This window comes from Halomonas sp. SCS19, from assembly GCF_040147015.1.
GTDB classification, from domain to species: Bacteria; Pseudomonadota; Gammaproteobacteria; order Pseudomonadales; family Halomonadaceae; genus Halomonas; species Halomonas litopenaei.
This window is the reverse complement of the sequence record NZ_JAMSHN010000001.1, coordinates 1,176,107-1,189,883: the sequence shown is the minus strand read 5'-3', so window position 1 is coordinate 1,189,883 and position 13,777 is coordinate 1,176,107. Positions and strand designations below refer to the sequence as shown.

General features: G+C 64.4%; 13 protein-coding genes. 5 read left to right on the top strand and 8 right to left on the bottom strand.

All coding sequences use genetic code 11. The annotated features are described in order from the left end of the window. Positions 1–35: 35 nt before the first annotated feature. The 5 genes from NFH97_RS04970 (at position 36) to ttcA (ending at position 6,126) form a co-directional block, all read left to right on the top strand. Positions 36–1,829 carry a sodium:solute symporter family protein gene (locus NFH97_RS04970; protein ID WP_108131315.1) on the top strand — a complete coding sequence of 598 codons (1,794 nt, stop codon included), beginning with the start codon at positions 36–38 and terminating at the stop codon, positions 1,827–1,829. 102 nt (positions 1,830–1,931) lie between these two features. After that, positions 1,932–3,755, top strand: coding sequence for a DUF294 nucleotidyltransferase-like domain-containing protein (locus NFH97_RS04965; protein ID WP_222568206.1), 1,824 nt, complete (start codon positions 1,932–1,934; stop codon positions 3,753–3,755). Beyond that, entirely contained in the window at positions 3,752–4,444 is a 693-nt protein-coding gene (locus tag NFH97_RS04960; protein ID WP_308812406.1) for a 3'-5' exonuclease, read from the top strand. Before NFH97_RS04965 ends, NFH97_RS04960 begins: the two co-directional genes overlap by 4 nt. A gap of 95 nt (positions 4,445–4,539) precedes the next feature. Beyond that, complete coding sequence (locus tag NFH97_RS04955) at positions 4,540–4,779, top strand: hypothetical protein (RefSeq protein WP_239452527.1); 240 nt, start codon at positions 4,540–4,542, stop codon at positions 4,777–4,779. A gap of 387 nt (positions 4,780–5,166) precedes the next feature. Then, positions 5,167–6,126: a tRNA 2-thiocytidine(32) synthetase TtcA gene (gene ttcA, locus NFH97_RS04950; protein WP_253555350.1), complete on the top strand. Its 960-nt coding sequence runs from the start codon at positions 5,167–5,169 to the stop codon at positions 6,124–6,126. A 160-nt stretch (positions 6,127–6,286) separates the two neighbouring features. On the opposite strand, the gene fnr is transcribed toward ttcA, so the two are convergent. The 8 genes from fnr to NFH97_RS04910 form a co-directional block, all read right to left on the bottom strand. After that, complete coding sequence (fnr, locus tag NFH97_RS04945) at positions 6,287–7,027, bottom strand: fumarate/nitrate reduction transcriptional regulator Fnr (RefSeq protein WP_045992157.1); 741 nt, start codon at positions 7,025–7,027, stop codon at positions 6,287–6,289. Between the two features lie 154 nt (positions 7,028–7,181). Beyond that, positions 7,182–7,868, bottom strand: a complete 687-nt coding sequence (locus NFH97_RS04940) for a sulfite exporter TauE/SafE family protein (protein ID WP_349624511.1) — start codon at positions 7,866–7,868, stop codon at positions 7,182–7,184. Beyond that, on the bottom strand, positions 7,865–8,095 hold the full coding sequence (ccoS, locus tag NFH97_RS04935; RefSeq protein ID WP_349624510.1) for a cbb3-type cytochrome oxidase assembly protein CcoS: 231 nt from the start codon (positions 8,093–8,095) through the stop codon (positions 7,865–7,867). Before ccoS ends, NFH97_RS04940 begins: the two co-directional genes overlap by 4 nt. After that, on the bottom strand, positions 8,092–10,566 hold the full coding sequence (locus NFH97_RS04930) for a heavy metal translocating P-type ATPase (RefSeq protein WP_349624509.1): 2,475 nt from the start codon (positions 10,564–10,566) through the stop codon (positions 8,092–8,094). The genes ccoS and NFH97_RS04930 overlap by 4 nt, the downstream gene beginning before the upstream one ends. Further along, positions 10,566–11,090 carry a FixH family protein gene (locus NFH97_RS04925; RefSeq protein ID WP_349624508.1) on the bottom strand — a complete coding sequence of 175 codons (525 nt, stop codon included), beginning with the start codon at positions 11,088–11,090 and terminating at the stop codon, positions 10,566–10,568. Before NFH97_RS04925 ends, NFH97_RS04930 begins: the two co-directional genes overlap by 1 nt. Further along, positions 11,090–12,508 (bottom strand): cytochrome c oxidase accessory protein CcoG, encoded by a 1,419-nt coding sequence (gene ccoG / locus NFH97_RS04920; protein ID WP_349624507.1) that lies wholly within the window; start codon positions 12,506–12,508, stop codon positions 11,090–11,092. The genes NFH97_RS04925 and ccoG overlap by 1 nt, the downstream gene beginning before the upstream one ends. Before the next feature lie 116 nt (positions 12,509–12,624). Then, positions 12,625–13,566 carry a cytochrome-c oxidase, cbb3-type subunit III gene (gene ccoP, locus NFH97_RS04915; RefSeq protein WP_045992152.1) on the bottom strand — a complete coding sequence of 314 codons (942 nt, stop codon included), beginning with the start codon at positions 13,564–13,566 and terminating at the stop codon, positions 12,625–12,627. Next, positions 13,563–13,775: a CcoQ/FixQ family Cbb3-type cytochrome c oxidase assembly chaperone gene (locus tag NFH97_RS04910; protein WP_045992151.1), complete on the bottom strand. Its 213-nt coding sequence runs from the start codon at positions 13,773–13,775 to the stop codon at positions 13,563–13,565. Before NFH97_RS04910 ends, ccoP begins: the two co-directional genes overlap by 4 nt. Between the last annotated feature and the right edge of the window lie 2 nt (positions 13,776–13,777).

Below are 13,777 nucleotides of genomic sequence, written 5' to 3'. Positions count from 1 at the left end.
CCGCAAAATAACGTCAATGAACGGGAATTGATTCCATGGATGTACAACTACTTACCTATATATTTGTAGGGGCGTCCTTCGCGCTCTACATCGGTATCGCGATCTGGTCGCGTGCCGGGTCTACCAAGGATTTCTACGTCGCCGGCGGCGGCGTCCACCCTGCCGCCAATGGCATGGCTACCGCGGCAGACTGGATGTCGGCGGCCTCTTTCATCTCCATGGCGGGTCTTATCGCCTATCTGGGTTACGACGCCTCGGTCTACCTGATGGGCTGGACCGGTGGCTACGTCATGCTGGCCATGCTGCTGGCGCCTTACCTGCGCAAGTTCGGCAAGTTCACGGTGCCGGACTTTATCGGTGACCGTTACTACTCGAATATCGCCCGTACCGTGGCGGTCATCTGCGTTATTTTCGTGTCCTTTACCTATGTCGCCGGTCAGATGCGCGGCGTCGGTATCGTCTTCGCCCGTTTCCTCGAAGTCGAGGTCAATCTGGGCGTGGTCATCGGCATGGTCATCGTGTTCTTCTACGCGGTGCTCGGTGGCATGAAGGGCATCACCTACACCCAGGTGGCCCAGTACTGCGTGCTGATCACCGCCTTCATCGTGCCGGCGGTGTTCCTGTCGATCATGATGACCGGCCACGTGCTGCCGCAGACCGGGCTCGGTGCCACCTTCGTCGATGCCGCCGGCAACGACAGCGGCCAGTACATTCTCGATCGTCTCGACGGTCTGCTGACGGATCTGGGCATCACGCCCTACACCGACGGCAGTCAGCCGATGATCAACGTGTTCTTTATCACCGCAGCCCTGATGTGCGGTACCGCGGGTCTGCCCCACGTCATCGTGCGCTTCTTCACCGTGCCGCGGGTGCGTGACGCCCGGGTCAGCGCCGGCTGGGCGCTGGTGTTCATCGCACTGCTCTACACCACCGCTCCGGCGGTCGGCGTGTTCGCCCGCACCAATATCATCGAGACGGTACACGAGACCAGCTACGAAGAGGCACCGGCCTGGTTCAAGAGCTGGGAAGGCGTGGGCCTGATCGGCTGGCTCGACAAGAACGACGACGGTCGGGTGCAGATGGGGCCGGGCGCGCCGTTCGAGGGCAAGCCGACCTTCGAAAGCGGCCCGCTGGAAGAGGAAACTCCCGGCGAGCACGGGCAGCGGGTGGTGACCAATACGCCTACCGACAGCCCCAACGAGGTCTATATCGACCGCGACATCATCGTGCTGGCCAACCCCGAGATCGGCGGCCTGCCGGCCTGGGTGATCGCCTTGATGGCCGCCGGTGGCGTGGCCGCGGCGCTGTCCACCGCAGCCGGTCTGTTGCTGGTGATCTCGGCGGCGGTGTCCCATGACCTGATCAAGAAGCAGATCAATCCCAACCTCAGCGAGAAGGGGGAGCTGCTGGCGGCGCGTAGTGCTGCTGCGGTGGCGGTGGTGGTAGCCGGCTACTTCGGCATCAACCCGCCGGGCTTCGTGGCCCAGGTGGTGGCCTTTGCCTTCGGTCTTGCTGCCTCGTCCTTCTTCCCGGCGATCCTGCTTGGCATCTTCGACAAGCGCATGAACCGCGAAGGGGCCATCGTCGGCATGGTGCTGGGTCTGAGCTTCACTTTCATCTACATCGTCTACACCAAGTTCATCAACACCGATCCTTCGATCTGGTGGTTCGGCATCTCGCCGGAGGGTATCGGTACCCTCGGCATGATCCTCCACTTCGTTGTGGCCTTCGTGGTCTCGCGGGCAACCGCGGCACCGCCGGAGCACATCCAGGAACTGGTGGAGAACGTGCGTGTGCCGAGAGGCGCGGGTGAGGCCCACGCTCACTAGAGCGGGCCATCAGGCAGGGGCGTCGGACCACCATCCGCCGCTCCCTGCCAGACGACAACACTCCCCGACCCCGGCCTCGCCGGGGTCGGTCATGGAGCAGACATGATCGACATCGACTTCACTCATCCACCGTTTTCATTGCTCGACGAGGCCGAGCGCGAGCGGGTCCTGGGCGGGCTGGATATCGCCTACTACGGGCGGGATGACGTGATCCTCGATGCAGGGCAGTCCGGCGAGTTCGTCTTTGTGATCCACAAGGGCGAAGTCGCCGAACTGGACCCGGCCGAGGGCCCCGCCGGGGGGCGCATCGGCCACTACACCGGGGGCGATCTGTTCGGTGCCATCAGCGTGATCAACGGCCAGAGCCGTTACCGCTTCGTCGCCGAAGAAGAAAGCCTGTGTTACCTGATGCCGCACACCTTGTTTCTGTCGCTGTGCGAGAACAACGCCGCCTTCTCGGACTACTTTCACCAGCGCCTGATCAGCAAGACGCGCTTGCTGGCCGAACGTCGCGCCGAGGGCGGCGTCACCCTGGCCGGATTCATGCTCGCCCGGGTGAACGAGTGCATGCGTGAGCCGCTCAAGGTCGGCTCGACGACATGCATTCGCGACGCCGTGCTGACCCTCAAGGACAAGGGCGCCGACAGCCTGCTGGTCGAGACGCCCGACGGTCCTGGCATGCTGACCAAGACCGACCTGCTCGAGGCCCTGGTGCTGGAGGGGTGCGACGGTGATGCCGAGGTCGGTGGTATCGCTCATCTGTCGCTGGTGACGGTGGATGAAAGCCAGTACCTGTTCGAGGCACTGATCGAGATGACCCGCCACAAGGTGGCCAGGGTGGTGGTGCTTCAGGGCCAGCGGCTGATCGGTGTCGTGGAGCTGACCGATGTGCTCAGCTTCTTTTCCAGCCGCAGCTACGTGGTCAGCCTGCAGGTCGAGCAGGCGACGACCCTGGCCTCGCTCAGCGAAGCAAGTCAGCGTGCGCCGGAGCTGGTCGAGGCGCTGATGGCCCAAGGGGTACGCATGCGCTTCGCCATGGGCATGCTGTCGGCGCTCAATGGGCGCATCATCAGCAAGGCCTGGCACTTCTCGATGCCGGCCCCTCAGCGCGAGCGCGCCTGTCTGCTGGTGCTCGGCAGCGAAGGGCGCGGCGAGCAGATCCTGAAGACCGACCAGGACAATGCGCTGATCCTGGCCGATGACCAGCAGTGGGACGAGCTCAGCGCAGATACCGCGCGGTTCACCAGCGTGCTCGACGATCTGGGCTATCCGCGCTGCCCGGGCAACATCATGGTCTCCAACCCCCAGTGGGTCGGCACCCTTGCGCAATGGCGCGCGCGCATCCGTCGCTGGGTCAGCGAACCCGACGGAGAAAGCCTGATGCGTCTGGCGGTGCTTGCCGACGCCTCGGGGGTGGCCGGTGACTTTGCCCTGGTGGACCGACTCCACGACGTGCTGATCGAAGAAACACGGGGCAATGAACTGTTGCTGACCCATCTGGCGAGGGGAGTGTTGCGGTTCTCGACGCCCTTGACCCTGTTTGGAACGCTGAAGAAGCCCGAGCACGGCGTCGACATCAAGAAGGGTGGCATCTTTCCCATCGTCCACGGTGTTCGCACCATGGCGCTGGAGTGCGGGCTGCGCGAGACCTCGACCCACGACCGGCTGGCGGCGCTGGCGTCACTCGGGCGCATCGAGCGAGTGGTGGCGGAGGATCTCGGCGAGGCGTTGTCGCTGTTCTGTGAGCTTCGGCTTCGGGCGCAGCTGGCCTACCGGCGCGACGATGCCCGGGCCACGGACGCCCCGGACAGGGTGGTGGTGCAGTCGCTCAATTCGCTGGAGCGGGACTTGCTGCGCGAGGCGCTGCACCTGGTCAAGGAGTTCAAGGCCAGCCTGTCCCACCGCTATCACCTGGAGTATGCATGAGTGTCGAGGCAGCCCCCCAGGGCAAGCTGCCTTGGCGTCAATGGTTTCGCTTGGGAGAGTACCCGATGCTGAGAGCGATCAGGCGTGTGGCCGACAGGCGTCGGCAGGCCGATGGCGATTTCGCCTGGCTGTTCAATCCCTATACCGGCGACGAGCTGGTGTCCCTGGACTGCGAAACCACCGGCCTGGATACCCGTCATGCGGAGCTGGTGTCCATCGCTGCGGTGCGCATTCGTGACGATCGCGTCTTGACCAGCGAGTCGCTGGACCTGCGGCTCGCGCGTCCTGCCAGTCTGAGTGGTGACTCCATCTGTATCCATCGCCTGCGTGGGGTCGACCTGGAAGGCGGCCTCGAGGTGCGCGAGGCCTTGACGACGCTGCTGGAATTTATCGGCAATCGCCCATTGGTCGGCTGGTGTATCGACTTCGACCTGGCCATGCTGGATCGCTACCTGAAGGCGGAGTTTGGCTTCTCGCTGCCCAACGCCACCATCGACGTGGCCCAGCAGTACCGCAAGCGGCTGCGCCGAAGTCACCCGGAAATCGAGGTGCAGCCGACCTTTGAACAATTGGCAGAGCGACTTGGAGTCCCGATCATGGGACGCCATACGGCCCTGGGCGACGCCGTCACCACGGCGCTGATGCATCTGCGCCTGGAAAGCGGGGCACTCACGGCGCCATCGCGCTGACCCGTTGCCGTCATCCGCGCTGACCCGTTGCCGTCATCCGCGCTGACCCGGTGCCACCCGCACCGGCAACCATTCACCTGCAAGGAGATCCTGTCATGAGTCTGCACGCCATGTTGACCCTTCTCGAGCCCACGCTGCTGGCGCTGGGCCTGGTCTCGGTGCTGGTGGCCTACCTCCAGTACTATCGCCGTACCCGGGACCTGTGGGGCATGGTCAAGTTCTGGGAGAAGCGACTGACCCTGACCGTGCGCGAGTTTGGCTGGCAACGTGCCGGCATCCTGCTGCTGTTGCTGGGCGTGGTGGTGCGCTATCTGCTGGCGCTGAACGTCGTCTAGGGCTTGTCTGAAAAGTGCCCGCGCTCGGTAATACGGCGTTAAAAATCGGATCAACATGCTCATTTACACCCCGTAAACTGCGCTTTCTCACCGATTTTTGCCTTGTCTAACCTTCGCTCGTCGACTTTTCGGACAGCGCCTAGGGCCTGGCTGACAGGCACTTGCGTTCTTCGACTTGCCGGACCAGACCAGACCAGACCAGGCCACGACGCGCAAGGGCGCCACTACGGCGGTGTCGTCCCTGGCGGTTTCCGATGTGCCGCCGACGAAAAGCCCCCCCCCCTTATTGTCCTCGCCGGGGTAAGCGGTCGCTGACCTCTTCGCCACTAAAGCGTCCGGATGGTAGACTGGCGCCTCTTTCATTTTCAGCCGTGATGTCCCGCTCCCATGTCGCCACAGTCCGCCTCCGCCACCCTGTTCGATCCCCGTACCCCCGAGGATGACCATCTCTCGATCGATGCCGGCGACAGCCCGGCCGACCCTGCTGCGGATGGCGACCAGACGGAAGCTCACGTTCAGGCCAAGGCACGGCGTGAGTTCAACAAGCTGCAGAAGCGCCTGCGCCGCCAGGCCGGCAACGCCATCATCGACTACGGCATGATCCAGGAAGGCGACAAGATCATGGTGTGTCTGTCTGGTGGCAAGGACAGCTACACCATGCTCGAGATCCTGCGCAGCCTTCAGCGCAACGCGCCGGTCAACTTCTCGCTGGTGGCGGTGAATCTGGATCAGAAGCAGCCGGGCTTTCCGGAGCATGTGCTGCCGAACTATCTGGACAGTATCGGCGTGGACTACCACATCCTCGAGCGCGACACCTATTCGGTGGTGAAGGAGAAGACGCCGGAGGGCAAGACCACCTGCGCGCTCTGCTCACGCCTGCGGCGCGGCTCTCTCTATGGCTTCGCCGAGGAGATCGGGGCGACCAAGATCGCCCTGGGCCACCACCGCGAGGACATTCTCGAGACGCTGTTTCTGAACATGTTCTTCGGTGGCAGCCTCAAGGCGATGCCACCCAAGCTGCTCTCCGACGACGGCAAGAACATCGTCATCCGCCCGCTGGCGTACTGCCGCGAGGCCGATATCCAGGCCTACAGCGAGGCGATGGAGTTCCCGATCATCCCGTGCAACCTGTGTGGTTCCCAGCCCAACCTGCAGCGCCAGGTGGTCAAGGAGATGCTGGCCGAGTGGGAGGTCAAGCATCCCGGGCGCCTCGAGAGCATGTTCAAGGCGGTGACCAATGTGGCGCCGTCGCAGCTGGCGGATCGGCAACTGTTCGACTTCGAGGGGCTGGAGGCCGTGCAGGCCGAACGCCAGGCCCGGCGCATCGACGTGGTGGATGCCGACTGATCTCGCCAGCAGCGAATGTGCAGGACGCCATGACAGCAAAAGAGGCCGCATCTCCGGATGCGGCCTCTTTTTTGTCACACGCCATCTATTACGCTTTGCTTTCCAGATCCTGGATACAGGGCCCTGCCGGCCAGGCCCGGCACGCTGCTGCCAGATCCGCTCAGGTAACTTCGGTGTCGGCCAGGGTCGACAGCGCGGTCAGGTCGAGGATATTGACCTCACGTCCCGATACCGCCACCAGATCCTGCTGCTGGAAACGCCCGAGGATACGGCTGACCGTTTCCACCGCCAGCCCCAGGTGATTGCCGATGTCGGCGCGGGACATGGACAGGCGGAAGCTGAACGGTGAATAGCCGCGGCGGCGGAAGCGATCCGACAGGCCGAGGAAGAAGCAGGCCAGGCGCTGATCAGCGGTCTTGCGTGACAGCAGCTGCATCATCCGGCGGTCCTCTCGCAGCTCCTTGCTCAGGGTGCGAAACAGCTGGGCACGCAGCTCCGGCAGGGTCTGGGTCAGCGCATCGAGGCGGTCGAAGGGAATCTCGCACACCGTGGTGGTCTCCAGCGCCACCACGCTGCCGGGATAGCGGCCGTCGTCGATGCCATCCAGCCCAACCAGTTCACTGGGCAGGAAGAAGTTGGTCAACTGAGCTTCGCCGCTGCCTTCGGTGGTGATCTGCTTGAGACTCCCCGACCGGACCGCGAAGACGCTGGTGAAGCGATCTCCCTGCTCGACCAATCGTGTGCCTTTCTTGATCGGCGGGTGACGACGGATGATGGAATCGAAGCGCTCGAGGTCGGCGGTCTCCAGCGACAGCGGAAGGCACAAGGAACTCAGGCTGCAGGACTCACAGCGAGTCTCATGCAGCATGGGACGCCGCCGATCTTGGGCCGTAGGACTCATTCGCAGCTCCTGTGGATCTGGGATCGATATTGACTGGGCCATGGGGAGAACAGACGTCGCCCGTACAGCACGTTGATGGCACTATTCTACACCCTCAGATCAGCTAAAAGTGGCGTCTACCTCTTTAGGATTAATAACTTAGAGGTAGGATGCGTCATTGATGCAGCCCAGTCCAAAGTTGCCAGACGGCAAAGGCGATGATCATGCCAGCGGCGACAAGGCGTGTTGCCCGATGCGCCAGCAGGGCCTGCATTTGTCTGGCGGCGAGGCCCGTCACCACCAGCGCCGGAAGCGTGCCAAGACCGAAGCTCGCCATCAGCAGTGCGCCCTCGAGGGGTTCGGCCCGTGCCAGGCTCCAGGCCAGCATCGAGTACACCAGGCCACAGGGCAGCCAGCCCCAGATGGCGCCCAGCGCCACCGCCTGGGGCAGACGCACCACCGGCAACAGGCGTCTGCCTGCGGGTTCCAGGTACCTCCAGAGGTGACGTCCCAGTGCCTCGACGTGACGCAGGCCTTTCCATAGATCGGCAATGTAAAGCGCCATCAGGATCAACATCAGGCTGGCGACGATCTGCATCAGGCCACGCAGAGTCGGCGAAAGGCCGATCACCGAACCCAGGGTGGCAACCAGAGCGCCCGCCACACAGTAGCTGGTGATACGACCTACATTGTAGCCGAGCACCAGAGAGCCCACCCGCCAAGGTTGACGCATGCTGGGGGGGATGGCAAAGGTCAGAGCGCTCATGATGCCGCCGCACATGCCAATACAGTGTGCACCACCAAGCAGACCAAACACGAAGGCCGCCATCATGGGAGGCAGCTCGAGGCCGGTAGGATTCACTCAGGCCCTCTGGACGATGGATCACGATCGGATGTCTGCGCAGGCGTTTCGGACGAGGAAGCGCCGTCATCGGCATTGCGAGTGTCGTCTTCATCTTCGAACAGGATGCGATAGGCGGGGCCTTCGAGGTCCTCGAACTGGTCGTTGCGCACCGCCCAGAAGAAGGCCCAGACCGCCAGGCCCAGCAGGATCAACGACAAGGGTATCAACAGGTAAAGGATGCTCATGGGCCGGGGCTAGCGGTGACGGGTGAAGGCGTCGCGGTCGGCCTGGTGCGTCCGCGCCGCAGACGCAGGGCATTGCCGATGACCAGCAACGAGCTGAGTGACATGCCGATGGCGGCAAGCCATGGGGGCACGAAGCCCAGCGCCGCTGCGGGCAGCGCCACGACATTGTAGAGCACCGACCAGGACAGATTCTGGCGAATGATGCGACGGGTCTGGCGGGCCACCTCGATGGCTTCGACGATACCCGTGAGCGGTTCGCCCAGCAATACCAGATCGGCGCGGGTGCGGGTGAGGTCGCTGGCCCCGGCCATGGCGATGGCAAGGTCGGCGCCGGCCAGTACCGGCACGTCATTGATGCCATCACCGACCATGGCCACCTTTTCGCCCTGTGCCTGCCGCGCCTTCAAGTGCCCAAGCTTGTCCTCCGGGGTGGCCTCGCCACGCCACTGACCGACGCCCAGCGTGCGGGCCAGCTGGCCAACGTTGACGGCGCGGTCGCCCGACAGGATCTCGATGGCAAGCCCTCGCTGGGCGAGGGCGGCGAGGGTCTCGGCGGCGTCGTCACGGGGCTGATCGTCGAGCTTGAACCAGGCCTGGGGCTTGCCTTCGCTGGCCAGCAGCAACCAAAGCCCTGCGCCAGGGAGCTCAGGAACGGGTTGGCCCAGGCAGGCAAAGTGCGGCTGGCCCAGTCGCCAGCGCCGGCCGTCGATCACGCCTTCCACGCCCTGGCCCGGGTGATTGCGCAGTTCGCTGGCCTGGCAGCTGGCGTCGCGCCAGGCAGCGAAGGCGCGGGCGATGGGGTGCTCCGAGCCGGTCTCCAGTGCCGCCGCCAGTGCCAGATGACGGCGCTTGGCGGCAGCGTCCATCTCGCCATTGTTGGCGCTTCCTTCGGCGTCGCTCAGCGGCCGGTGCTCGGCGAGTTGCATGCGTCCCCGGGTCAGGGTGCCGGTCTTGTCGAAGACGACGCGATCGAGGCAGGCCAGGGTCTCCAGCGCATCGGCTCGGGTCACCAGTACCCCGGCACGTCTCAGCCGGCCGTGGGCCACGGTCAGGGCGGTGGGGGTCGCCAGCGCCAGGGCGCAGGGGCAGGTCACCACCAGTACCGACAGGGTGATCCACAGGCTGCGGCTCGGGTCGATCAGGCTCCAGACCAGCGCCACCAGGGCGGTGATGACCAGCAGGTTCAACACGAAGCGATGGGCCACCTGCTCGGCCAGGCGGGCGATACGTGGACGATGGGCGAAGGCACGGTCGGTAAGATCGAGAATGCCGGCGGCGCGGGTATCGTCGCCGACGCGGGTGACCATCACTTCGATCGGGCTGTCCATGCACAGGGTGCCGGCGTGCACGGCATCTCCCTGGCGACGCAGGCGGGGCAGCGATTCGCCGGTCAGCAGCGACTCGTCGATCTGGGCAAGGCCCGAGGTCAGGGTGCCGTCCGCGGGAATCTGGGCGCCGGGACTGACCCGAACCCGGTCACCCGGGACCAGCCGACTGGCGGGGATGACGCGTTCATCGCCATGCTCGTCGAGGCGCACCGCAGCGCTCGGCAGCGCGCTGGCCAGGGCATTGCCGCTACGGCCGTAGTGGGTACGGGCGCGAGACTCCAGGTAGCGTCCGAACAGCAGGAAGAAGGTGAACATGCTGACCGAGTCGAAGTAGCGGTCACCGGAGTCGCTCACGACCGACCAGGTACTGGCGATAAAGGCACCACCGATGGCCAGGGCCACCGGCACATCCATGCCCAGCACGCGGGTTCGCAGATCGCGCAGGGCGCCGACGAAGAAGGGTTGGGCCGAGTAGAGTACCACCGGAGTGGTCAGCGCCAGCGATAGCCAGGCAAACAGGCGCTCGAACTCGCTACTGAGATCACCGCCGTCGACGTAGTGCGGGATGGAAAACATCAGCACCTGCATCATGCCGACGGCCGCCACGATCAGGCGTCTTATCATCTGGCGCGACTGTTGCTTGAGCCGCTGCTGAGCCTGGTCCGGCTCGTAGGGCTGGGAGGGATAGCCGATGGCAGCCATCTCGGCCAGCAGGCGCGACAGCGACAGGCGTTCGGGATCCCAGCGCACCTGAAGGCGATGCTGGGAAAGATTGACAGCGCAGCTCTCCAGGCCGTCGAGGGCATTCAGGCGGTGTTCGATCAGCCAGGCGCAGGCGGCGCAGGTGATGCCATCCACCGCCAGGGTCGCTACCTTGGTGTCGCCATCCTGACGCACGAAACGATCCTGCAGGCCCGGATCGTCGAATACCTGATAGCGGGCCTCGTCGGCGGGTGTCGGCGATGGGCGCTCCGGCAGGGCGGTGCGAAAGCGATAGTAGCTGTCCAGGCCGCCGCCGACGATGGCCTGGGCCACCGCCTCGCAGCCCGGGCAGCACAGCGGATGGCGCTGGCCATCCAGGGTGATCGACCAGGGTGCTGTGGCCTCCACCGGAGCGCCACAGTGGTAGCACGAGGCCGCCATCAGAGTCCCGGTGTCAGGCGCACGGAGGTCTCCCGCGGGAACTCTGCCTCGCCGGTCAGGCGCCATTCAGGCTGCTGTCCCGACGCGCCTTCTGCGTGGGGCTGCAGCTGAAGGTACCAGCGATAGCGCAGATTGCGCTCGAGGGTGCCGACATAGTGGCCTGCACGGGTGTGGGTCAGCACCAGGGCCCGGTCGCGGGCGCCATCGGTGGGGAACTTCAGCGCCAGGTCCAGCCGCTCTGGGCGTTCGTCGCCATCGAGCGTTACCACCACGTCGCCGGTGGTGGCGTCGATGCGCAGCTCGGCCGCCAGCCCCAGCGCCTCGGCACGTTGCTGCTTTTCAAGCTGGACGTTGATGGCCAGACCTTCCTTGTAGTAATCGTCCGGCACCGAACCGTCGAAGTAGCGGATCGAGAAGGCCAGGTAGACCATGCTGAAGGTGACCGACGACAGCAGCAGGGCGATCAGGAACCAGGGCCAGAACTGCTTGTACCAGGGCGGCACCTGGGGATCGGACAGGGACATCAGGGGGTAACTCCTATAAAGCGGCTTTCACGTTCGATGGCCACGGACGGATCGTCCTCGGCGAGGACGCGAACGCTGATATCGGCACTGCGTTGTTCCATCTGATCAGGATTCACGCTCAAGGTCATCACCAGTTGGCGGGACTGGTTGGCGGGAACCTCGATGGCGGTGGTGTCGCTCTCGAGACCCTCGATGCCGGCTACCTCGATCACGTAGCGATGAGGGCGGTTGTCGAGGTTACGCACGGTCATGGCGTAGGAGTTGGCGATGCGTCCATCGGTCAGTGTCTGGTAGAGCCGAGCGCGATCGCGCTCCACATCCACATCCAGCGGTGTGCGGTCGGCGATGGTCCAGACGAACAGGCCGATCATCACCACCAGGGCGACCAGGTAGCCGATCAGGCGTGGTCTCAACAGGTGGGTCTTGTTGCCGTCGAGGGCGTGCTCGGTGGTGTAACGCACCAGGCCACGGGGGTAGCCCATCTTGTCCATGACGCTGTCGCAGGCGTCGATGCAGGCGGCGCAGGTGATGCACTGGTACTGCAGACCGTCGCGGATATCGATGCCGGTCGGGCAGACCTGAACACAGAGGTCGCAGTCGATGCAGTGGCCAAGGCCCTGCTCTGCCGGGTCGGCGTTGCGCTTGCGCGGGCCGCGAGGCTCCCCGCGGTGGTAGTCGTAGGACACGATCAGGGTGTCGCGATCGAACATCACCGACTGGAAGCGGGCGTAGGGGCACATGTACAGGCAGACCTGCTCGCGCAGCCAACCGGCGTTCAGGTAGGTGAAGACGATAAAGAAGCCGACCCAGAAATAGGACCAGCCGCTGGCCGAGAGGGTGGCAAGATCCATCACCAGGCCACCGATCGGAGTGAAGTAGCCGACGAAGGTGATGCCGGTGGCCGCCGAGATGATCAGCCAGATGGCGTGCTTGGCGCTCTTGCGCCAGGCCTTGTCGGCGTCCCAGGAGCGCTTGTCGAGCTTGATGCGACGATTGCGCGGCCCCTCGATGCGGTGCTCAACCCAGATGAACAGGAAGGTCCAGACGCTCTGGGGGCAGGTGTAACCGCACCATACTCGACCGGCAAAGACGGTGATGAAGAACAGGCCGAAGGCGCAGATGATCAAAAGCCAGGACAGCAGCACGAATTCCTGGGGGTAGAAGGTGGCGGCGAAGATATGAAATTCGCGCCCCGGCAGATCAAACCAGACCGCCGGTCGATCACCCCAGGGAATCCAGGGCAGCAGCAGAAAACCGAGCATCAGCGCCCAGTTGGCGACCCGACGGACACGCTGGAACACGCCTTTGATCTCGCGTACGTAGATGTGCCGGCGGCTCTCGTACATGCTCTGGCTGTCGGGGGAATGGTGCGACACCGCAGGGTCGGTGACGTCGTGGGCAGGGATCTTGTCGCTCATGGCAGACTCACATCGCGTCGATGGGGCCGAAGCCCCAGTCTAGCGATTGACGGGTAGGTGGGTGGCGAGTGCGGCCAAGCGCCGCACTCGCCGCGGGAGCGATCCCGCTGGGGTCACTACTGACTCTGGTCTTGATTCTGGCTCAGACCATAGACATAGGCGGCGACCAGGTGGACCCGCTCCTCGCCGATGTAGGCGGCCTGCGCCGGCATATGGCCGTTGCGGCCGTTGCGCAGCGTCTGACGCACGGAGTCGGCCAGGCTCTGGCCCGGTGCCTGGTACAGCCAGCTGTCGTCGGTCAGATTGGGCGCGCCCAGCGCCTGGTTGCCGGTACCGTCAGGCATATGGCAGGCGGCACATACCGAGGTGAAGACGGCGCCGCCTTTTTCGGCACGTTCGGCGTCCTCGGCCTGGCCGGACAGCGACAGCACATGCTGGGTCAGGTTCTCGATATTGTCCGCGCCGAGCTGCTGCCATGACGGCATCAGGCCATTGCGTCCGTTGTTGATGGTGGTGACGATGTGCTCGGGCTCGCCGCCGTAGAGCCAGTCGTCGTCGGTCAGATTGGGGAAGCCGTAGCCGCCCTTGGCGTTGGAGCCGTGGCAGATGGCGCAGTTGTTGAGGAAGATGCGCTCGGCCACCTGCATGGCGTCACCGTCCTGGGCGAGTTCCGGGATGGGTACCTGCTGGTACTTCTCGAAGATCGGTGCAAAGCGCTCTTCGGCCTGGGCGACCTCTTCCTCCCACTGACCTTCCTGGCTCCAGCCCAGCACACCGGCGAAGTTGCCGAGGCCCGGATACAGCACCAGATAGCCCAGGGAAAAGATCACCGTGGCAACGTAGAGCTGAAACCACCAGCGAGGCAGCGGGTTGTCGTATTCGTCGATACCATCGGCGGTGTGGCCGGTGGTCTCGACGGTGCCGTCGGCGTCAGGGCGCTTGTCGGTCTTGCGGTTGGCCCACAGAAGCCAGAACGCAAAGCCGATGGTGCCGAGCGTGATGACGATGATCCAGGCACTCCAGAAGCCTGAGAGGGCATCACCCCAAAGCGTATTCATGTGTTCTTCTCTCCCCTGTCCTCTCGGGAATCGGCCTGTCGCTCGGCCGTGCGGTCACGATTCGGTTGTTCGTCGTCGTCGGCGAACGGCAGCTGCGCCGCCTGATCGAACTCACGCTTGCGGCGGCTCGAGTAGGCCCAGGCCACCAGGCCCAGGAAGGCGATCAGCAGGATGCCGGTCAAGATGCCGCGAAAGGTTCCGATATCCATGG